General features: G+C 70.2%; 18 protein-coding genes. 11 read left to right on the top strand and 7 right to left on the bottom strand.

Features of this window, described 5'->3' with window-relative positions; genetic code table 11:
• The coding region (locus AB0C36_RS37550; protein WP_358363114.1) for a class F sortase at nucleotides 1-816 on the top strand (816 nt) is incomplete at its 5' end.
• Nucleotides 817-824: 8 nt separating this feature from the next.
• On the opposite strand, the gene AB0C36_RS37545 is transcribed toward AB0C36_RS37550, so the two are convergent.
• Nucleotides 825-1,280, bottom strand: a complete 456-nt coding sequence (locus AB0C36_RS37545) for a DUF6325 family protein (RefSeq protein WP_358363113.1) — start codon at nucleotides 1,278-1,280, stop codon at nucleotides 825-827.
• 362 nt (nucleotides 1,281-1,642) lie between these two features.
• On the opposite strand from AB0C36_RS37545, the gene AB0C36_RS37540 reads away from it, so the two are divergent.
• Nucleotides 1,643-2,098 (top strand): hypothetical protein, encoded by a 456-nt coding sequence (locus tag AB0C36_RS37540; protein WP_358363111.1) that lies wholly within the window; start codon nucleotides 1,643-1,645, stop codon nucleotides 2,096-2,098.
• 48 nt (nucleotides 2,099-2,146) lie between these two features.
• Here the strand turns inward: AB0C36_RS37540 and AB0C36_RS37535 are convergent, their stop codons facing one another.
• Together AB0C36_RS37535 and AB0C36_RS37530 are read right to left on the bottom strand one after the other, a co-directional pair.
• Nucleotides 2,147-2,902 carry an AfsR/SARP family transcriptional regulator gene (locus AB0C36_RS37535; RefSeq protein WP_358363110.1) on the bottom strand — a complete coding sequence of 252 codons (756 nt, stop codon included), beginning with the start codon at nucleotides 2,900-2,902 and terminating at the stop codon, nucleotides 2,147-2,149.
• 264 nt (nucleotides 2,903-3,166) lie between these two features.
• Nucleotides 3,167-3,814, bottom strand: a complete 648-nt coding sequence (locus AB0C36_RS37530) for a nitroreductase family protein (protein ID WP_358363109.1) — start codon at nucleotides 3,812-3,814, stop codon at nucleotides 3,167-3,169.
• A 132-nt stretch (nucleotides 3,815-3,946) separates the two neighbouring features.
• Here AB0C36_RS37530 and AB0C36_RS37525 point away from each other — a divergent pair, with 132 nt between their 5' ends.
• Together AB0C36_RS37525 and AB0C36_RS37520 are read left to right on the top strand one after the other, a co-directional pair.
• Nucleotides 3,947-4,462, top strand: a complete 516-nt coding sequence (locus tag AB0C36_RS37525) for a MarR family winged helix-turn-helix transcriptional regulator (RefSeq protein WP_358363107.1) — start codon at nucleotides 3,947-3,949, stop codon at nucleotides 4,460-4,462.
• Nucleotides 4,463-4,699: 237 nt separating this feature from the next.
• Nucleotides 4,700-5,224: a cell division protein SepF gene (locus tag AB0C36_RS37520; RefSeq protein ID WP_358363105.1), complete on the top strand. Its 525-nt coding sequence runs from the start codon at nucleotides 4,700-4,702 to the stop codon at nucleotides 5,222-5,224.
• A 174-nt stretch (nucleotides 5,225-5,398) separates the two neighbouring features.
• Here the strand turns inward: AB0C36_RS37520 and AB0C36_RS37515 are convergent, their stop codons facing one another.
• On the bottom strand, nucleotides 5,399-7,111 hold the full coding sequence (locus AB0C36_RS37515) for a PucR family transcriptional regulator (protein ID WP_358363118.1): 1,713 nt from the start codon (nucleotides 7,109-7,111) through the stop codon (nucleotides 5,399-5,401).
• 282 nt (nucleotides 7,112-7,393) lie between these two features.
• Between AB0C36_RS37515 and AB0C36_RS37510 the strand changes: the two genes are divergently transcribed.
• From AB0C36_RS37510 to AB0C36_RS37490, 5 genes are all read left to right on the top strand, one after another.
• Nucleotides 7,394-8,281, top strand: coding sequence for an FAD binding domain-containing protein (locus tag AB0C36_RS37510; RefSeq protein WP_358363103.1), 888 nt, complete (start codon nucleotides 7,394-7,396; stop codon nucleotides 8,279-8,281).
• Nucleotides 8,278-8,775 carry a (2Fe-2S)-binding protein gene (locus tag AB0C36_RS37505; RefSeq protein ID WP_358363102.1) on the top strand — a complete coding sequence of 166 codons (498 nt, stop codon included), beginning with the start codon at nucleotides 8,278-8,280 and terminating at the stop codon, nucleotides 8,773-8,775. The genes AB0C36_RS37510 and AB0C36_RS37505 overlap by 4 nt, the downstream gene beginning before the upstream one ends.
• A 1-nt stretch (nucleotide 8,776) precedes the next feature.
• Nucleotides 8,777-11,152, top strand: a complete 2,376-nt coding sequence (gene pucD / locus AB0C36_RS37500; RefSeq protein WP_358363100.1) for a xanthine dehydrogenase subunit D — start codon at nucleotides 8,777-8,779, stop codon at nucleotides 11,150-11,152.
• Nucleotides 11,153-11,325: 173 nt separating this feature from the next.
• Nucleotides 11,326-12,813 carry an NCS2 family permease gene (locus AB0C36_RS37495; protein WP_358363098.1) on the top strand — a complete coding sequence of 496 codons (1,488 nt, stop codon included), beginning with the start codon at nucleotides 11,326-11,328 and terminating at the stop codon, nucleotides 12,811-12,813.
• A gap of 82 nt (nucleotides 12,814-12,895) precedes the next feature.
• Nucleotides 12,896-14,053, top strand: a complete 1,158-nt coding sequence (locus AB0C36_RS37490; RefSeq protein ID WP_358363116.1) for an XdhC family protein — start codon at nucleotides 12,896-12,898, stop codon at nucleotides 14,051-14,053.
• Here the strand turns inward: AB0C36_RS37490 and AB0C36_RS37485 are convergent.
• Both AB0C36_RS37485 and AB0C36_RS37480 read right to left on the bottom strand, forming a co-directional pair.
• On the bottom strand, nucleotides 14,022-14,279 hold the full coding sequence (locus tag AB0C36_RS37485) for a DUF397 domain-containing protein (RefSeq protein WP_358363097.1): 258 nt from the start codon (nucleotides 14,277-14,279) through the stop codon (nucleotides 14,022-14,024). The genes AB0C36_RS37490 and AB0C36_RS37485 overlap by 32 nt on opposite strands.
• Nucleotides 14,276-15,103, bottom strand: a complete 828-nt coding sequence (locus tag AB0C36_RS37480; protein WP_358363095.1) for a helix-turn-helix domain-containing protein — start codon at nucleotides 15,101-15,103, stop codon at nucleotides 14,276-14,278. The genes AB0C36_RS37485 and AB0C36_RS37480 overlap by 4 nt, the downstream gene beginning before the upstream one ends.
• Before the next feature lie 113 nt (nucleotides 15,104-15,216).
• Between AB0C36_RS37480 and AB0C36_RS37475 the strand changes: the two genes are divergently transcribed.
• Nucleotides 15,217-15,612: an ATP-binding protein gene (locus AB0C36_RS37475; protein WP_358363094.1), complete on the top strand. Its 396-nt coding sequence runs from the start codon at nucleotides 15,217-15,219 to the stop codon at nucleotides 15,610-15,612.
• A gap of 31 nt (nucleotides 15,613-15,643) precedes the next feature.
• On the opposite strand, the gene AB0C36_RS37470 is transcribed toward AB0C36_RS37475, so the two are convergent.
• Complete coding sequence (locus tag AB0C36_RS37470; RefSeq protein ID WP_358363092.1) at nucleotides 15,644-16,096, bottom strand: hypothetical protein; 453 nt, start codon at nucleotides 16,094-16,096, stop codon at nucleotides 15,644-15,646.
• Nucleotides 16,097-16,408: 312 nt separating this feature from the next.
• On the opposite strand from AB0C36_RS37470, the gene AB0C36_RS37465 reads away from it, so the two are divergent.
• On the top strand, nucleotides 16,409-19,840 hold the full coding sequence (locus tag AB0C36_RS37465; protein WP_358363090.1) for a S8 family serine peptidase: 3,432 nt from the start codon (nucleotides 16,409-16,411) through the stop codon (nucleotides 19,838-19,840).
• Nucleotides 19,841-19,978 lie beyond the last annotated feature (138 nt).

Below are 19,978 nucleotides of genomic sequence, written 5' to 3'. Positions count from 1 at the left end.
CCGTACGGCGTCATCGTCGCCGTACGGGGCGGGACTCTGCCACGCCCCACTCGACACACCCACGAGCCGATCCAGGAGGACCTGGTGGCCAACGCCGAGCGACAGAGCGGGCGTTCATCCGGACGGCCGTCGCGCCTCCTCGTGTTCGCCGCCGTCCTGGCCTTCGTCGCCTTTCTGGCCGGCGGAACCCTCGTCCTCCGGGCGTTCTCCGAAGGCGACGGCGGCCCGCCGGTCCCGCCCGCGTCGGCCGCGCGGCCGAGTGCGGTTCCGGCCGGTGGAAGTGCCGGAACTCCGGCCGTACAACCGGCGGTTCGACCCGAGACGGAGCAGCCGCCGGTCGTTCCGCTGCCATCGTCACCGCCGGCCCGTGTGGTGATCCCCAAGATCGCGGTGGACGCCCCCTTTGTCGCGCTGGGCCTCGAAGCGTCCGGCGAACTGGCCGTCCCCGACCCGAACAACCGCAACCTGGCGGGCTGGTACAAGGACGCGGCCACCCCGGGCGCGGTGGGCACGGCCGTGGTCGTGGCGCACGTGGACACCAAGTCCGGCCCGGCCGCCTTCTACGGCCTCGGTGCGCTCCGCCCCGGCGACACCGCGGACATCGTGCGATCCGACGGGATGGTCGCGACGTTCCGCATCGAGTCGGTCGAGGTGTTCGACAAGAAGAACTTCCCGGCCGACCGCGTGTACGCCGACACGTCGGAGGCGCAACTGCGCCTCATCACCTGCGGGGGCACGTTCAAGAAGGGTGCCGAGGGCGGCTACGAGGCGAACGTCGTGGTGTTCGCGAAGCTGGTCTCGACGCGCAAGGCCTGAGCGGCGGATTAGTCGTCGGACGTGTCGCCGTACGCCGCCGCCGTCTCGATCTGGTCCTCCATCGCGTCCAGCGTCGCCTGCGGCAGCCGGGTGTACGACAGCAACCGCCCGCCCGCCTCGCGGATCCGCACCGCGACCTCGCGCGCCCACACGTTCTCCACGAACACGACGACGACCAGCGAGTCCGGCGGCATGATCAGGCCGATCTGCTCCGCGTCGCTCTCCCCCGCGAGCCCGAGCATGCGGCGGGCCGCGACCTCGGCGGCCATGTCGCGCAGGTCGTCGTACTCGCTGATCTCGTGGTGGGTGATGTCGCCGTGCACGTCCTTGACCACGATGAGCATGTCGATGACCCGGACGTCGCCGCGCGCCTCGACCTCGTCGACGGCGTCCAGGACGGAGCGGGTCAGCCGCTGGCCCGGGAACCCCAGCACGATCGCGTCGACCGGACCAAGCTCGCCCATCTCCATGCCTCCTCCAAGACCGTCACCGGCAATACGCTTTCGCGGCCCGCCGCGCGGGCGCGTCTTCCACGCTAAGCGGGTACGCGCGGGGGCGCATGTGGATCCCGGATTCGCCGCACCAGCGCGCGGTCTGCATCCACGCGTTCGCAGTAGCGGCCGAACTCGCCGGGCGGACGCAGTGCGGACGCGCCCCGCACGCGCCACGAACACGCCACGGACGGGGCGGGGACCCGGCACGGCCCAAGGGCGTGGACCGCCGTGGAACCGGCGTGGAACCGCGGTGGAACCCCGGTGGAACCGGGCGGGGAGACGATCACCGGGCTCCGTCTCCCCTGCTGACCGCCGAGAAAGAGGACCGCCCCGTGCTCCGTTCCAAGATCGCCAAGACCCTGGGCGCGCTCGGCGCCGCCGTCGCGCTCACCGCCCTCGCGCAGAGCCCGGCCGCCGCGGCGCCCGTGCCCAAGAACTGGACCACGACGTATCCGACGTGGGGCAACGCGAAATGCTCGTCGCCGGTGCAGCTGACCGACAGCCGGCACGTGATCATCGCGTGTATGGAGTACGGCAACGGCTACGTGCAGCCGTACGCCATTGTCATGAACTCCAACGCCGACGCTCGGTACGTGCCCGAGACTCTGCTCTCCTCTTTCTCGGACGCGAAGTGCGCCGTGTCGTCGATGCCCAAGAACAGCACCCGCATCTGCAACGGCAACATCGAGCAGGCCCCCGCCGGATGCAACGACGTCGGCGGCCTCATGAACTACTTCTGGTACACGGACCACTGGATGTTCCTCCCGGTCGTCAGCGTCTGCCGCTGACACCCCGGCCGGGAACTCGGCCGACGAACCGCCGCGCCCGGCGAAGGGCTATCCGCAACGACAGCCTTTCGCCGGGCGCTCGCCGCGCAGTATGCGCTGGTGCACGCGCCGCGCCTCGGGCCCGGGCTCGACTCCCAGGCCGTCGACCAGCAGTGTGCGCAGCCGCTGGTACGTGTGGAGCGCGTCGGCCCGCCGCCCTGCGCCGTCCAGCGCGAGCATCAGCCGCGGCCACCACGGCTCGTGCCACGGGTTCCCGGCCACCAGGCCGGACAGTTCGTCGATGACCTCGCGGTGCCGCTCCAGCGCCAGATCCGCGTCGATGCGCGACTCCAGCGCGGTGACGCGCAGCCGGGCGAGGTGCGCGCCGTGGCATGCGACCGGGCCCGCGGGGTCGGCGCATTCGACGCCGTCGTACGGCTCCCCGCGCCACAACCCCAGGGCCCGCCCCAGCAGAGCCGACGCCGAGGCCGCGTCGCCGCACGCCAGTCGGGCGCGGCCGCGTTCGACCAGCAGCCCGGCGACGATCGCGTCGATCTCCATGTCGGGGATCCGCAGTTCGTAGCCCTGTGGCCGGGTGGCGATCAACACCCCGTGCCGGTCGCCGAGCAGGCGCCGCAGCCGGTGCACCACCTGGGCGACGGCTTTGGCCCGCATCGCGGGCGGCTCGTCGGGCCAGACGTCGGACAGCAGCCGCTCGGTCAGCACGACGCGGCCGGACGCGGCGACCAGGCGGGCCAGGAGTGAGCGGGGGCGCGTACCGGGGACCGGGCGCCAGTTGCCGGACTGGGCCGGGCGTAACTCCACCGGCCCGAGGACACCGATTCCCGCCGTGCCCCGCACAGGACCGGCCGCGGCTCCCAATTCCGACGCCGCAAAGGCGGTACGCGCCATCCGACACCTCCCCCGGGCTGTCTCGGCTTGCCCCGGCAGGCTAGGCAGTCGACACGTGCCGACACGCAGATGTATCCCGAAAGCGCGGCCCCTGTCCGGCAGTTCGCCCCGAATGCGCTATGCGCACACGCCGACCGCCTGCTCGCACCGGGAGGGCCCACGGTCCGGGACGCGCGCCTACCAGCGGTTCCAGTGGAGGACGTGTTCGCGGGGTATCCGCTTGGCCGGCTTGAAGTCCGTTCCGATCGTGTAGGCGAGCGGGATGAACGCGGCGAGCATGACGTCGTCGTACGGGACGCGGAGCACCTGGGCCAGTTCGCGTTCGAGCGGCGCCTGCGCGGTCGTCCACACGGTGCCGAGGCCGCGGGCGCGTGCGGCGAGCATGAAGCTCCACACCGCCGGGAGTATCGAGCCCCAGGTCCCGGCCTGGGTGGCGACCGGGGCGCGATCGGTACGGCCCTCCACCGCCGGGATCACAAATGCGGGGACCCGGTGGATGTTGTCGACGAGGTGCCGCAATCCGTCGAACACCCGCCGCGTCGAGGTGGGGTGGTGGTTCATGCGCCACAGATCCAGGTCGGTGAGCGGCTGCCCGCCGCCCTGCGCCAGCGAGCGCACGAATATGTCCGCCACCGCGCGACGCTGCGCGGGCTCGGTGACCACCAGGAAGTGCCAGCGCTGCCGGTTGCGCCCGGTGGGCGCCTGGACGGCCAGGTCCACGCACTCCTCGATCAGCTCGCGCGGTACTGGCCGGTCGAAGTCGAGACGCCTGCGCACCGCGCGGGTGGTGGAAAGCAGTTCGTCGGGGGTGAGGTCTAGGAGCATGCGTTGCCTCCGGGCGCCGATGAGCCGTGGCCGATGCCAAAACCGTATGTGCGCCAATCATCTGCCGTCAAACAATTGGCGCGCAGATCGAATTGCTAGAGTGGGCGGCGCGACGCGACGCGGAGGGACGCCATGCCGACGAGAACGACAAAGAAGACCGGGACGGCCGAGGCGGCCGACGCGGCCCCGGCGGCCGGCGGACCGGCGCGCCCGAGCTACTTCCCACAACTCGCCGCCGAACGCCCTGACATCACGCTGTGCCGGGCCTCGACCGCCGTCGCGAGGGCCGCCGAGGCTCACGCGGGCGCGCAGGGCCTCGGGGTCGGGCAACACCTCGTCCTCAAGATGCTGGCCGCCGTCGGCCCGTGCTCCCAGCAGTCGCTGAGCGAGGAACTGCGCATCGACCGCAGTGTCATGGTCGGCCTCTGCGACGACCTGGAACAGGGCGGCCTCGTGCGGCGCGAGCGCAACCCGCGGGACCGGCGCTCGTACGCCGTCACCGTCACCGAATCCGGCCGGGCCGTGCTCGCCGCCGCCGAGACGGGCGTCGCCGGCTACCTCGACACGGTGTTCCTGCCGCTCGATCAGGCCGAGCGCCGCCAACTCGCCGGGCTGCTGGGCAAGCTGCTGGCGGGACCCGGGGCCTGACGGCCGCGACTTTCCTCGGGCGTGAGGGAAATCCCGCTGGATCCGGGGGGTCCGCTGCGGGACGATGAAGGGCTCTCACGGCCCCGGAATGTCCCAGGAGTGTCCCAGGTCGACAAATGTCCACCAAGCGCGCGCGTCGCACGGCCCAACGGGGCGGGTGCTGGCATACAGTGCGGTCGAGTGGAGGACAAAGAGATAACCCGGACGGGGCCGGGACGAGCGGAGAGGGAGGTGCCCATGGGCGCATTGCGCAAGGCCGGCTCCTGGCTCGGGCTCGGTTCGGGGGACGAGGACGACGACATGTACCGCACCGGCAGGGGCGCGTACGACACAGGCTCCTACGACGAGGACGACGACGTGGACGCCGGCTGGGTCTACGACGACGAGCCGGAGGACCGCTCCCGCCCATTGGAGGGCAGCGTAGTGCCGGCCTCGGAGATCTTCGCCGCCCGCGCAGCGGCGGCAGCCGAACTCACCAAACCGACCTCACGGATCTCGGTCGTACACCCGAAGAGCTACCACGAGGCCCGCGCAATAGGCGAGTACTTCCGCCAGGACATCCCGGTCATCATCGATCTGACCGCGATGGACGAGTCGGATGCCAAGCGCGTGGTCGACTTCGCCTCCGGTCTCACCTTCGGCCGTCGGGGCACGATAGAGCGTCTGGCCAAGCGGGTGTTCCTCCTGCTGCCCGGCGACGTCGCGCTGCTGACCGGGGATCCCGGCAGCAACAATCACGACGGGTTCTTCAACCAGGCATAGCCCGCGGGCACCGACGGGGATCACCCCCGGGACCACGGGAACAAGCTGGAAGCCAAAGGGTGTGGGGACGAACGAACGGTTCGTCCCCACACCCTTCGGCATGCACGAAGTCGGCATGCACGAGGTCGGAGCGTCGTCTCCCGGACCCGCGCGCCGCCCTGCGGGCCCGAGGGGTCACCTAAGGCGCAGGGCCAGGAAGAAGTCGACCTTGTCCTCCAGCCGCGACAGATCCCGTTGCGTCAGTTCCTCGATGCGCCCGATCCGGTAGCGAAGCGTGTTGACGTGTACGTGGAGCCGCGCCGCGCAGCGCGTCCACGACCCGTCGCAGTCGAGGAACGCCTCCAGCGTGGCGACCAGGTCCGCCTGATGCCGTGCGTCGTACGCGCTCAGCGGGCTCAGCAGCCGGTCCCGGAACCCGCGCCGCACCCCTTCCGGCGCCGCCGCCAACACCAGGACGTGCGAGGCCAGTTCGCCGTGCCCCACGACCTCGAACGAGCCCGGCCGCCCTTCCGCGATGCGCGCGGCGTGCCACGCCTCCTCGAGGGCTCCGCGCAGCGCGTCGGCCCGCGCCACCGGGGCGCTGACACCGAGGCTGAGGCGGATGCCGTCGCCCGCCGAGCCTTCCAACCCGGCCAGGCGCGCGCGCAGTTCGGCGGCCACGTCGTCCGACGAGCCGGGACCGTCCGCCGAGCCGGGGACCAGGGCCACCGCGCCGTAGCCGATCGCCGCCACCAATGCCTCGCTTGGCAGATCCGCCAAAGCCTCTTCGAGAAGCGTGCGGGCCATGCGCCCCGCGGTGTTCGCCCCGGACGAGGTGTGCACGGGTGCGGCGGCCGCCGCCTCCGATCCGGCGGTACGCGGCGCGCGGGTGGGGGGTGGGCTCCCCGGTGCCGCGGACTGCGGATCATTCGGGGTGCCCGGCACGGTGACCGCCGCCGCGACGAGCTGCCAGGTCACCGGCGACGCGGCGGCCGGTTCGGCGACCCGCAGCCGGGCCGCGATCTCGCCGGGATCGGCTCCCGAGTTCAGCAGCGCGAGGACGTCCTCGGCGAGGCGGCGGCCGAGCCGCCGGTTGTCCTCGACGCGGTCGGCCTCGACCGCGACGAGCCGGGCCAGCTCGTCCAGCAGGCCGCGGCGCTGCTCGGGCCAGTCGGCGACGTCCTCCTCCACGACGAGCGACCATTCGCTCCACACGCCCTGCTCGGCGGCCAGCGAGCCGTCGTCGCGGTCGACCGGGAGCATCGAGAAGACCCGGCCCGCGGTGCGCTCGCGGTACGGGGGCCGCGCCCGCCGGGCCCGGGCCGCCAGGTGGGCGCGGGCCAGCACGGTCCGCAGCTCCGCGTCCAGCAGGTCCGCCCCCGCCGCGACCTGACGGCCGGTCAGCGACAGCACCCAGCAGCGGATGTCGATGTCGGCGGCGACCAGCCCGAGGATGCCGTCCAGGCCCGCGCCCCCGGTGGCCGCCTGCACGAGGCGGCGGTGCCGGTCGACGACGGCCGTCAGATCGCTCGCCCGTTCGGTGGACACGCGGCGCACCACAAATTCGGTGAGCCGGGCGAAGGACATCTCCTCGTCGACCATGGACAGCGGCAGCCGGTGCCGTGCGCACGCCTCGACCAGGTCGTCCGGGACGGGGCCGACCTCGGTGATCCCGGCGGCGAGGCCCGCGGCACCCGCGCCCACGAGGACGCGTACGAAGTTCTCGGAGTCCGCCGGGTCGGACCGCCACAACATCCCCGTGAGCACCAGCTCGCCCCCGGAGAGGTACCGGCTCGGGTCGTTGAGGTCGGTCGTCATCACCCCGCGTACGCCGCGGTCGAGCTCGTCCTCGCCCGTGAGGAGCCGGATCCCCGGAACCCCCGCGTCGAGCAGTGCCCGCAGCCGCACGTCCTCGCCTCCCACCACTTCTTTCCCGACCATGATCTCCTACGTCCACGCGTCCGGGTCTGCGTGTCCTGTCATACCGGGGGCGGCCATGGGTCAACGATTAGATGAACCTACGAGAACTTGCAGGCATCCGAGGCCGACGCTTCATGGTTTCCGTGGCTACTGCGATCGTGCCGGGGCTGTGTGTACTGGGTCACACCCCGTAGGTCCGGAGCAGCGCACGGCACCGCCCCTCCCGCGAACGAGCAGCACCCCCCGGCACAACAGGAGGAGAACCCCGCTATGGAGTTCCTGCGCCCCGCGACATGGGACGAGGCACTCGCCGCGAAGGCCGAGTACCCGACCGCGGTACCCATCGCCGGCGGCACGGACGTCATGGTCGACCTGAACTTCGACCGACACCGTCCGGCGGCGCTGATCGACCTCAACCGCATCCCCGAGCTGCACACCTGGGAGATCGGTGCCGACGAGGTCGTCCACCTGGGTGCCTCGGTGCCGTACACGAGGATCATCGACCACCTGACCGACCGCCTGCCGGGCCTGTCGCTGGCCTCGCACACGGTCGGCTCGCCGCAGATCCGCAACCGCGGCAGCGTCGGCGGCAACCTGGGGGCGGCGTCGCCCGCCGGAGACGCGCACCCGCCGCTGCTCGCGTCGGGCTGCCAGGTGGAGGTCGCCTCCGCGGCGCGCGGGGCGCGCCTGATCCCGATCGACGAGTTCTACCTCGGCGTCAAGCGCAACGCGCTGCAGCCGGACGAGCTGATCCTCGCCGTGCACATCCCGTCGGCGACCGCCCCGCAGCAGTTCGCCAAGATCGGCACGCGCAACGCGATGGTGATCGCGGTGTGCTCGTTCGGCATCGCGCTGCACCCGGAGGCCGGGACGGTACGCACCGGCATCGGCTCCGCCGCGCCCACCCCCCGCCGGGCGACCGCCGCCGAGGAGTTCATCGCCGCCGAACTCGCCGACTCCGGCCGGTGGACGTCGCGCGCCGAGCTGGCCGCGTCGACCGCCGAGCGGTTCGGCGAGCTGGTCGCCGAGGCCGCGTCGCCGATCGACGACGTACGCGGCTCGGCCGCGTACCGCCGGCACGCGCTGTCGGTGATGGCGCGCCGCACCCTGACCTGGACCTGGGACGACTACCGCGCAGCCGGGAGGGCAGCCGCATGAAGGTCACATTCACCGTGAACGGCCGCCAGGCCGAGGCCGAGGACGTCTGGGAGGGCGAGAGCCTGCTCTACGTGCTGCGCGAGCGCGTCGGCCTGCCGGGCTCGAAGAACGCCTGTGAGCAGGGCGAATGCGGCAGCTGTACGGTCTACCTCGACGGCGACCCGGTCTGCGCCTGCCTCGTCGCGGCCGGCCAGGTCCAGGGCCGCGAGGTCCGTACCGTCGAGGGGCTCGCCGACGGCGACACACTCGACCCGGTCCAGCAGGCCTTCGTCGACGCGGGCGCCGTGCAGTGCGGCTTCTGCACGCCGGGTCTGCTCGTGCAGACCCACGATCTGCTGGAGCGGCGGGCGCGGCCGAGCGACGCGGAGATCCGCGAGGCGCTGTCCGGCAACCTGTGCCGCTGCACCGGCTACGAGAAGATCATGGACGCGGTCCGGCTCGCCGCCGCCCGCAAGGCGGAGGCGCCCGGAGCGTCCGCCGGAGCGGGGGCCTGACATGGCCGCCACCGCACGGGCCGTCCCGAGGAACCTGCAGGAGACCCACGCACCCGGCACGGACGGCATCGGCGCGTCGACCCTGCGCCCGGACGGCGTCCTCAAGGTCAGGGGCGACTTCGCGTACTCGTCCGACCTGTGGCACGAGGACATGCTGTGGGGCATGGCGCTGCGCAGCCCGCACCCGCGGGCGCGGATCCGGTCCCTGGACATCTCGGCGGCCGTCGCCCAGCCGGGCGTGTACGCGGTGCTGACGCACGACGACATCCCCGGCTCGAAGTTCTACGGCCTGGAGGTCGTCGACCAGCCGGTGCTGGCGATCGACCAGGTGCGCTTCCACGGGGAGCCGGTCGCGCTGGTCGCGGCCGACCACCCGGAGACCGCGCGCCGGGCGCTCGCCAAGATCCGGGTCGAGTACGAGGTCCTGGCGCCGATCACCACCACGGCCCAGGCGCTCGACGTCGACGCCAACGGCTATGTGCACGCCCCTGACGAGTACAAGGCGCACGCGTCCGACAACGTCGTGCACCGCCAGCGCATCGTCTCCGGCCTCGGCGTGACCGACGAGGTCCGGGCGGCGGCCGACGTGGTGGTCCGGCACGACTACGAAGTGGGCATGCAGGACCAGGCGTTCCTGGGTCCCGAGTCGGGGCTCGCGGTGCCGGCCGAGGACGGCGGTGTCGACCTCTACATCGCGACGCAGTGGCTGCACGTCGATCGGGACCAGATGTGCCCGGTGCTCGGGCTGCCGCCGGAGAAGGTGCGGCTGGCGCTCGCGGGCGTGGGCGGCGCGTTCGGCGGGCGCGAGGACATCTCGATGCAGGTGCACGCGTGCCTGTTGGCGCTGCACACCGGCAAGCCGGTCAAGATCGTGTACTCGCGCGAGGAGTCGTTCTTCGGGCACGTGCACCGCCACCCGGCGGTGCTGACGTACGAGCACGGCGCCACGCGCGACGGCAGGCTCGTGTACGTCGAAGCGTCCATCAGCCTGGACGGCGGCGCCTACGCCTCGTCCTCCCCCGCGGTGGTCGGCAACGCCTCGTCGCTCGGCATCGGCCCGTATGTGGTGCCGAACGTCGAGATGAACGCCGCCGCCTACTACACCAACAACCCGCCGTGCGGCGCGATGCGCGGCTTCGGCGCGGTGCAGGCGTGCTTCGCGTACGAGAGCCAGATGGACCGGCTGGCCGCCGAACTGGGCATGGACCCGGTGGAGCTGCGGCAGCTCAACGCGGTCGAGGAGGGCTCGGCGATGCCGACCGGGCAGATCATCGACTCGCCCGCGCCGGTCGCCGAACTGCTCCGGCGGGTCAAGGACATGCCGCTGCCGCCCACCCGGCCGTGGGAGTCGGACGGCGGCACCGACGTACGCGAGCTGCCCGGCGGGCTGTCGAACACCACGCACGGCGAGGGCGTCGTACGCGGTGTGGGCTACGCCGTCGGCATCAAGAACGTGGGCTTCTCCGAGGGCTTCGACGACTACTCGACGGCGCACGTGCGCCTGGAGGTCGTCGGCGGCGCCCCCGTCGCCTCGGTGCACACGGCCGCCGCCGAGGTGGGCCAGGGCGGCATCACGGTCCACGCCCAGATCGTGCGCACCGAACTGGGCGTCGAGCAGGTGACGATCCACCCGGCGAACACCCGGGTCGGTTCGGCCGGCTCGACGTCCGCCTCGCGGCAGACGTACATGACCGGCGGCGCGGTGAAGCTGGCCGCCGAGGCGGTGCGTGCCTCGGTGCTCACGCTGGGCCGCGAGCGGTACGGCTGGTCGGCGGATCTGGTCGCGGGCCTCCGGCTGGAGGCCGGAAAAGTCGTCGTCGGGCGGGGCGAGGTGGTCGCCGACCTTGTCGACCTGCTCGGGGACGACGCGGTCGAGGCGACCCGCGAGCACCACCACCGGCCCACCCAGGCGTTCGACAGGGTGACCGGGCAGGGCTTCGGCCACGTCCAGTACACCTTCTGCGCACACCGCGCGGTCGTCGACGTGGACGTCGACCTCGGCCTGGTCAAGGTGGTGGAGTTGTCCGCCGCCCAGGACGTGGGCGTGATGCTCAACCCCTTGTCGGTGCTCGGCCAGATCCAGGGCGGCTCGACGCAGGGGCTGGGCCTCGCGGTCATGGAGGAGATCCTCGTCGAGGACGGCAAGGTCAGGAACCCGTCGTTCACGGACTACCTGATCCCCACCATCCTGGACACTCCGCCGATGCGGATCGACGTCCTCGAACTGGCCGACCCGCACGCGCCGTACGGCCTGCGCGGTGTCGGCGAGGCCCCCACGCTGTCCTCGACGCCGGCCGTCGTGTCGGCGATCCGGGCGGCGACGGGACTCGCGCTCAACCGTGTTCCGGTACGCCCGGAACACCTCACCGGGACCTGAGGCCGACCGCTTCCGCCCGTCACGCAACACCACGTGCACGACTACACGTGGCCGAAACGCGCCCCCGAACGCACACCCCCGCCTCGCGCGGGCATGCACCGGCTTTGGCATGCTCGCGCGGGGCCGGATTCCAGCACCACCCCAACAACACCTCAGACACTTGGGAGTGGTCCATGACGCAGATATCTGTGCACTCGGACTCAGAGCAGGGCCCCAGAGAACCCGGATCCACCGGAACCCAGCCGGCCCCTCCGGCCGGGAACGGTTCGTTCCTGGACACATATTTCAAGATCAGTGCGCGTGGCAGCACCGTCGGCCGGGAGTTCCGCGGCGGTGTGACCACGTTCATGGCCATGGCGTACATCCTGCTGCTCAACCCGATCATGTTGAGCGGCGCGGACGTCCTGGACAACAAGCTCAACCCGGGCCAGGTCACCGCGGTGACCGCACTGGCCGCGCTGATCACCACGGTGCTGATGGGCGTCATCGGCAACGCGCCGCTGGCACTCGCCGCGGGCCTCAGCGTCTCCGGCGTCCTCGGCACGGCCGTCATCGCCGAGATGACCTGGCCGCAGGCGATGGGCCTGTGCGTCATCTACGGCGTGATCATCATGATCATGGTCTTCTCGGGGCTCCGAGAGACGATCATGAACGCCATCCCGATGTCGGTGAAACACGCCATCACCATCGGCATCGGCCTGTTCGTCGCGATGATCGGCATGGTGAACGCGGGCTTCGTGCAGGAGAACGCGGCACCGGGCGGCGGCCCCGTCGTGCTGGGTCCGTCGGGCGAGCTCAAGGGCTGGCCGGTCGTGGTCTTCGCGGTCACGCTGCTGTCGATCTTCATGCTGATGGCCCGCAAGGTGCGCGGGGCGATCCTGATCGGCCTGGTGATCGGCACCGTCGTGGCGATGGTCGTCAACGCGGTCGTGGACGTACCGGCGAAGGCGTGGGGCCTGGGCGTACCGGAGTTCCCGGACAACGTCGTCGAGACACCCGACTTCTCGCTGATCGGCGACGTCAGCGTGTTCGGCGGCTTCGGCGAGGCCGGGGCCATCACCGCCTCCGTACTGGTGTTCACGCTCGTCTTCGCGGGCTTCTTCGACGCGATGGCCACGATCATCGGGATCGGGTCGGAAGCCAACCTGGTGGACGAGAAGGGCCGCATGCCGGGCCTCAACAAGGCCCTGGCTGTGGACGGCGCCGGCGGTGTCATCGGCGGTGTGACGGGTTCGTCGGGCCAGACGGTGTTCGTCGAGTCCGCGACGGGCGTCGGCGACGGCGCGCGGACCGGTCTGTCCAGCGTGGTGGTCGGCGGGCTGTTCGGCCTGATGCTGTTCTTCACGCCGATCGCGGGCATGGTGCCCAGCCAGGTCGCGGCCGCGGCGCTCGTGGTCATCGGGTCGATGATGATCACGCAGGTGCGGCACATCGACTGGGAGGACCTGTCGTCGTCCGTCCCGGCCTTCCTGACGATCGTGATCATGCCGTTCACGTACTCGATCACGGCCGGCGTGGCGGCGGGCGTGATCTCGTACACGCTGATCAAGACCGCGCAGGGCAAGTGGAAGGATCCTGGAGTACTGATGTGGATCCTCAGCGTCGCCTTCGTGGCGTGGTTCGCGCTGCACCCGATCAAGGAATGGCTGGGGGTCAGCTGACGGGCCGCGCCGCTCGGGCGGCCGAGCCACGGACCGGGCGGTTGATCCGCCGCCCGATCCGAGTAACCGTAGGGAGATGACGATGTTCGACATCGTGCCCGAGCTCACCGCTTGGCGCGCCCAGGGGACGCGCTTCGCGCTGGCCACGGTCGTCGACGTCGCCGGCAGCGCGCCCCGGCTCCCCGGGGCGGCGCTCGCCGTGAGTGCGGACGGCGAGGCCGTCGGCAGCATCTCCGGCGGATGTGTGGAAGGCGCGGTGTACGAGCTGTGCAGCGAAGCGCTGGAGTCCGGGACACCCGTGCTCCAGCGCTTCGGGTACAGCGACGAGGACGCCTTCGCGGTGGGCCTGACCTGCGGCGGCATCATCGACGTGTTCGTGCACCCGGAGCCGGACGTGGACGCGGCCGTCGCGGCTTTGGCGGCCCGTACGCCGGTGGCCGTCGCCCGGGTCGTCGCCGGCCCGGACCACCGGCTCGGCGCGACGCTGGTGCACCACGGCGGTGCGGCACCGTCGACGGGCTCGCTCGGCGGTACGCCCGCCTTCGAGACGGCGGTACGGGCCGAGGTCGCCGCGATGCTGGATTCCGGACGGGGCGGGATGCTGACGTACGGGCCGGACGGGCGCCTGTGCGCGGCCGGGCCGGACACCGCGACGGTGTTCGTGGAGGCGTACACCCCGCCCCCGCGCATGATTGTCTTCGGTGCGATCGACTTCGCCGCAGCGGTGGTGAAGGTCGGCAAGTTCCTCGGTTATGAGGTCGTCGTGTGCGACGCCCGCGAGGTCTTCGCGACGCGGCGCCGGTTCCCGGACGCGGATGAAGTCGTGGTCGACTGGCCGCACCGGTACTTGGACTCGATCGAAGTCGACGGCCGGACCGTGTTGTGTGTGCTCACGCACGACGCGAAATTCGATATCCCGTTGCTGGAACGGGCGTTGCGCCTGCCGGTGGCGTACGTGGGGGCGATGGGCTCGCGGCGTACGCATGAGACCCGCTTGGAGAAGCTGCGCGCGCTGGGCCTGACCGAGGCGGAACTGTCGCGTCTCCGCTCCCCCATCGGCCTGGATCTGGGAGCGCGCACGCCGGAGGAGACGGCGGTAGCGGTCGCAGCGGAGATCATCGCCCACCGCCGCGGCGGATCAGGGGCACCTCTGTCGGTGACGGAGGGCCCCATTCATCACGACGGCAAGGGCTCGATCCAGTCGGTGATCAGGACGTCCCCGGACCACCACGCGGCCTGAAGCGGTCGGTGAGTTCGGCCCAGGACTTAGCGGGGATCATGAGATGGCCGCGCGTGAGGTCTTTGGAGTCGCGGACGGGGACGAACGGCAGGTTGCCAGGCGCGACTTCCACACAGGTGCCGCCATTGCCTCCGCTGTACGACGACTTACGCCAAACCTGTGCCACCTCGACGCAGTTGCCGCCCGAAGGATTGCTGTATGACGACTTGCGCCAGACCCGGATCATCTCAGGTACTCCTCCGCCGCCGATCGCAGCATGCTCAGGGACGCCTCCGGCGGCAACGCAACGGCCCTACCCAGATCGTAGGACAGCTGACACTTCGCTAGCGATGACGGATCATCCAACAATTGGCCTGCGTGGAGCCCTTCGACGTAAGCGACTTGAGGAGCATCGTCAAAGGCCATCAATGACAGCACGCCCTCCATCAATGAGTGCGCGCCATGCGCGATGGGGATCACCTGCACGATGATCCGTCGTCGCTCCACCAGACCGATCACGTGCAGCAGTTGCTCATGCATCACGTTCGGTCCACCGATCGGTCGCCGCAGGACGTTTTCGTCCAGGATCACCCAAAGCAACGGGCGTGTTGGATTGGCCAACACGCGAGACCGCTCGATCCTCGCCGCCAAACGCTCTCTGACACTCTCCTCACTTGCGAGCGGCTGCGCTGCCAGGATCACGGCCCGCGCGTATGCCTCAGTCTGGAGGACTCCAGGGATCAGCGTGGGTGCGTACTCATGGATCGCAACAGCCAATGCCTCCAGGTCGGATGCTTCTGCGAAGTAGTCCGCATGCTTCGACTTGTTCGCCAGCACGCACAGGCGTGCCAGCAGGCCGTCCGTGCCGAAGACCGCGTCCAGTCGGACCGACATGTCCAACTGGGGCTTGCGTACCGCCGATTCGATCTGGCCGATATAGGCGCCTGAGCAGATGACCATCTCGCCCAGCTTCTCCTGCGACAGACCCGCCGCCTCGCGCAGTCTGCGCAACTCCGAGCCGTAGAAAGCCCGGGGTGAGCGCATCGGGTCGACGTCTTTCGGGTGGGCCATCCGGTCCCCTCCGCCTACAGAACAACTGTTGGGATTCAGCCACTCCCCACGCTAACTCCAGACCGCGACGCTTGGCGTACTAAAAGTGACATCCACCGAGAGGCGTCCGGTTCATGAGCAAGCCCATCACGCGAAGCTACGTACTCCCCGACGCGCCCGGGTCCGCCAAGCTCGCGCGAGATCACGTACGGGCTCTGCTGTTCGCGCAGCGATTGCCGCACCTGACCGACGACGCCGCGCTGCTCGCCTCCGAGTTGACCACCAACGCGGTCCTGCACGCGTCCGGCCGACCTGAACTGCGGCTGCGACTCGACGAGTCCACGCTGCGAATCGAAGTGGTCGACAGCGGCCAGGGCGTACCCGGTACACCTCCGCCCAGCCTCGACCGCACCTTCGGTCGAGGACTGTGGATCGTCGAACGCCTCTCCACCCGCTGGGGATTCACCCGCGACACCGAATCAAAGTCCGTGTGGTGCGACCTGCGTACGAGATCTGACCTTCCCGAGTGAGCACACGGCTGGACCGCGACACCCCCGCGGCTCAGACCCCGCCGGTCGGCCAGGAGCCGGGTCCGCTGATCAGGTAGCAGTCGACGGCGCCCGGTGTCGCAATGAGTTGGAACGCGATCTTGTACGGTGCGCTGCCGAGCACCGGGGAGCTTGTTCGTTCAACACGGAAGAAGGCGCCGCTCTGCACGGTCATGCTGTGGATCCCGGAGAGAGCAGATTGGGACGTGAACTGGAGCGTGGCGTAGATCGCCCCCGTCGGGTACGCCATCGGGAGCGCCCCGTTCGCGGTCACGTAAAGGCGGGTCGAACCGTCCCGCTGGAACTCGACTTCCATCTGTGTCCAGTACGGCGAACCGTCGGCGAGCTCACAGTCGTACATGGCCCACCCCACCCCCGCCGCGGCCGGGGGTGCGACGGCGAACGCTCCGACCGTGAGGGCGGCAGAGCCGGCGAGGGCGGTGAGCAGACGTCTGGCCTTGGTCACGGGCGGTCCCCTCCTTCGATACCGAGGGCTCAACTGCACTCTGACGGATGACCCTCGTCAACACCTCGCGGCGGTTGGCCGCGCTGACACGTGTCTCAATTCCCTTGCAATCCAAGAGACTTCGAACCAACCAACCGTTATACCTTGTCCCCATTCTGACTGTGTGTCAGCCTGCTGGCCGCACCACACAGCGTCTCCTGAGTACCACCTGCCCCACGCAACAGCGCACGGCGGTGCTCAGGCCATGGGCACCGAGTCTGTCCATGCGAGAGGACGCAGATGCGAATACGCAGACGTACCAGAACCGCGTTCGTGGCGACCGGCATTGCCGCCCTGCTGAGCCTTCCCACACAACCCGCGGGCGCCGAGGACTCGTCCTCGGCGCCCGCGGTGTCCGTGGACGTCCGGGAACTGGGTGCCCAAGCCGAGGCGTTGCCCAACGAGCAGCCGCGTGTGACCCCTGACGCGACCGTCACGCTGATCACCGGCGACAAGGTGACCGTGCGCATGGAGGACGGCAAGCCGTCCGTCAGCGTGCGGCCCGCCGAAGGCCGCGACGGCATCCCCATGCACATTGCCAACGACGACTCCGGTATCGCGGTCGTGCCGCACGACGCGGTGCCCGCGATCCAGGCCGGGAAGATCGACGCGCGCCTGTTCAACGTCACGCAGCTGGTCGAGTGGGGCTACGACGACGCGCGCTCGTCGTCGATACCGCTGATCGGCAAGCGGCCCGCGGGAGTTGACGCCAAGACAGCTCCGCCGAAGGGCGTGCAAAAACTACGTACGTTCAGCGACCCCGGCAACTCCGGCTTCGAGAGCCTGAAGGCCGACAAGGCCGCCGTCGACGATCTCTGGAACGAGCTGGTCGGCAAGGTTCCACACGGCCGAACAACTGACCGCAGCAAGCCGCTTGGCGGCGAGAAGGTCGACAAGATCTGGATCGACGCGAAGTCCAAGGTGTCACTGGACGCGAGCCGGTCCCAGGTGAACGTCGGCCCCGCCTGGCAGCAGGGCTATAACGGCAACGGCGTGACGGTGGCCGTACTCGACTCCGGCTACGACGCCACGCACCCCGACCTGCAAGGGGTGGTGACGGCCGCGCAGGACTTCACGTCCTCCCCCACCGGGGTTCAGGACCACCTCGGGCACGGCACCCACGTCGCGTCGATCATCGCCGGGACCGGAGCCGCTTCCGGAGGCAAGTACAAGGGCGTCGCGCCGGGCGCAAAGCTTGCCGTCGCCAAGGTCTGCGACGACGCCGGGGACTGCCCGGACTCGGCGGTCATGGCCGGCATCGAATGGGCCGCCGACCTGAACATCAAGATCATGAACCTGAGCCTCGGGCGCCCCGCCGCCCCCGGCACCGACCCACTGACCGACATGGTCACCCTGCACGCGACTTGGGCTGCCCGGGTCATGGTCGTGGCAGCGGGGAACAGCGGGTCCAAGTCCCGAACCGTCGAAGCGCCCGGCATCTCCCCGGCCGCGCTGACCGTCGGCGCCATCTGGTCCGGCGACCGGGTCGCGGGCTTCTCCAGCCGGGGACCGTCGATCGACAACAACGTGAAGCCGGACATCGTCGCGCCCGGTGCCGGCGTGGTCGCGGCCCGCGCTGCGGGCTCCACCATCGGATACCCGGTCGACGCGAACTACATCGGCCTGGACGGCACTTCCATGGCAACCCCAATCGTCGCCGCGGCCGCGGCCATCCTCGTCCAACAACATCCGACCTGGTACGGCTGGCACATCAAGGGAGCGTTGACGGAGTCCGCCCGCGACCTGCCGAGCGCGAACGCGTTCCAGGAGGGCGCCGGGCTGCTCGACATCGGAGCCGCGGTCACGCGCACGGTCGTGCCGTACCACATGGCCCCGATCTCGCTGCCGTTGCCGCACACCGCCGGACAGACCGGCTCGTCATCGGCACACTTCCTGAACGGCGGGACGCAGCCCGTCACGCTCACCTTCGGCGTCGAGGCGTTCACCGAACTCGGCGCCCCGGCACCCGCGGGACTCGTCACCGTTCCTGCGACAACCGTGACCACGGCTCCGGGGTACCTGGGGAACGTGGCCGTCACCGCACACGGGGACGCCGCGCCTCCTGGCATGTACTACGCACGCCTGACCGGCCGTGACGCGAACGGCACCGTGCTCGTGTCCGACCTCGTCGCCATCGACGTCGCCGCGGCAAAGCCCACGTTGACCGTCAGCGCGCTGGACCGCAGCGGCGCTCCGACATCCGGCGTGCTGCAATTGTTCAGCCACGAGCGCGGCGAGACGCAGTACTTCAGCATCGCCAACGGCGCGCTGACCTGCTCCGGGGGGCCCTGCACGATCCCCATTGGCACATACTCCGTGATGGCGCTCATGGACGAACGGCAACCCGCGCCGAGCGGGCCGATCGTGGGCTACAACGCGGCGTTCCGAAGACTGACGGTCACCGCGAACACCGCACTCACCTTCGACGCGCGGCAGATGGTGCCTATCGGCGGCTCCGTGGACACCGCGGGCGCCGTGCGGACCAGCACGAGACTCGCGGCCCTCACGGGAGTCGACAGCTTCCCGCTTCTCAGCATGGTCATGAACCGAGGCGGCGGCACGAGCCCGACCATCGACAACGTCCGCGTGCTGCCCGTCAGCACTCCCGGAATGACCTATCTCAACCTCTCGACCTGGTCGAACAACACTGTCACCACCCCGTACCGCTACGAGGTCCTGGAGGCACGCGAGAACGGCGTTCCGACGAATCCGGGGGTGGCGGCGACCAAGGCGACCATGGCCCACCTCGACACCGTCTACAAGGCCCAGGGCGTGGCCGCGAGCGGCGCGGTGACGCACGGTGCGAGGTACAAGGGCATCGAACTCGGCAGCGGGTTCTACGAGAACGTGCAGGTGCCCCACCACGTTGACGAGTACCTGACGTCCAATCAGGACACGGCGTGGAAGACCTACTACGACATGAACGCGCCGGGCGCCTACACCCACAGCATGCACGACAAGACGTACAGCGCGTACCCGCTCGGCACGACGGGCGTCATCCGGGGGTCGGCCGTCGTCGGCCCCACACTCCCCACCACCGTCGGGACGCGGCAAGGCGAGATCATCAACTTCGGGCACACCAACCTGCCGTCTCTTTTGGGAGACGGCTGGACCGGAGGGCTCGGCCTGGCGATCCCGGACCCGGGTGCCGAGATGACACTGAGCAGCGGCGGCCAGGTGCTCGCCTCCGCGCATCCCTATGCCGGGATGTACAGCATGGCCCTCCAGGTACCGGTCTCGCCGTCGACGGCCACCTACACCCTCTCCGCGTCGATGTCCCGCACCGTGCCATATTCCCTGCTGTCGACTCGAGTTCGCGCGGACTGGACGTTCAACTCCGCGCACACGGACCCGGCGACGGAGACCCCGCTGCCGCTGTTCGGGGCCAGGCCCATCTGCGGTCTGCAAAACATGAACGACTACAACCAGGTCACCGCGGGCACCAACCTGCTGTGCTGGTTGGCGTTCGAGTACCAGCCCGGCGTGGGACCGACCTACGCGTCGGTGTCGTCCGGGACCGTGCAGTACTCCACCAACGACGGACAGACCTGGACCAACCTGCCGACCATCACGGCCCCCAGCGGCGTCACCGGCATCACCATCCCCAACCCGACGCCCGGATTCGTGTCGCTGCGCATCTCCGGCACCGACACCTCCGGCAACTCGGTCACCTCCACGGTGATCCGCGCGTACCAGGTCATCTGACCCGGACATGACGGCGCCGGGTGCCCGGAGGAAATTCTCCGGGGGGCCCGCGCCGGGCCGGGCGGGGGCGGGGAGCGGGGGTGGCCGGGCGGACGAGTACGGCGAAGAACAACAAAAAAAAAAAAACAAAAAAAAAAA

The organism is Streptodolium elevatio, assembly GCF_040649515.1.
GTDB lineage: Bacteria > Actinomycetota > Actinomycetes > Streptomycetales > Streptomycetaceae > Yinghuangia > Yinghuangia elevatio.
This window is presented reverse-complemented; position numbering and strand designations above follow the sequence as displayed.

Excerpts from the sequence above, each read along its gene's own strand:
- pucD (WP_358363100.1), top strand. The coding sequence starts at position 8,777 with ATGGCCGCCACCGCACGGGCCGTCCCGAGGAACCTGCAGGAGACCCAC.
- AB0C36_RS37495 (WP_358363098.1), top strand. The coding sequence starts at position 11,326 with ATGACGCAGATATCTGTGCACTCGGACTCAGAGCAGGGCCCCAGAGAA.
- AB0C36_RS37505 (WP_358363102.1), top strand. The coding sequence starts at position 8,278 with ATGAAGGTCACATTCACCGTGAACGGCCGCCAGGCCGAGGCCGAGGAC.
- AB0C36_RS37520 (WP_358363105.1), top strand. The coding sequence starts at position 4,700 with ATGGGCGCATTGCGCAAGGCCGGCTCCTGGCTCGGGCTCGGTTCGGGG.
- AB0C36_RS37490 (WP_358363116.1), top strand. The coding sequence starts at position 12,896 with ATGTTCGACATCGTGCCCGAGCTCACCGCTTGGCGCGCCCAGGGGACG.
- AB0C36_RS37525 (WP_358363107.1), top strand. The coding sequence starts at position 3,947 with ATGCCGACGAGAACGACAAAGAAGACCGGGACGGCCGAGGCGGCCGAC.
- AB0C36_RS37485 (WP_358363097.1), bottom strand. The coding sequence starts at position 14,279 with ATGATCCGGGTCTGGCGCAAGTCGTCATACAGCAATCCTTCGGGCGGC.
- AB0C36_RS37530 (WP_358363109.1), bottom strand. The coding sequence starts at position 3,814 with ATGCTCCTAGACCTCACCCCCGACGAACTGCTTTCCACCACCCGCGCG.
- AB0C36_RS37545 (WP_358363113.1), bottom strand. The coding sequence starts at position 1,280 with ATGGGCGAGCTTGGTCCGGTCGACGCGATCGTGCTGGGGTTCCCGGGC.
- AB0C36_RS37510 (WP_358363103.1), top strand. The coding sequence starts at position 7,394 with ATGGAGTTCCTGCGCCCCGCGACATGGGACGAGGCACTCGCCGCGAAG.
- AB0C36_RS37475 (WP_358363094.1), top strand. The coding sequence starts at position 15,217 with ATGAGCAAGCCCATCACGCGAAGCTACGTACTCCCCGACGCGCCCGGG.
- AB0C36_RS37480 (WP_358363095.1), bottom strand. The coding sequence starts at position 15,103 with ATGGCCCACCCGAAAGACGTCGACCCGATGCGCTCACCCCGGGCTTTC.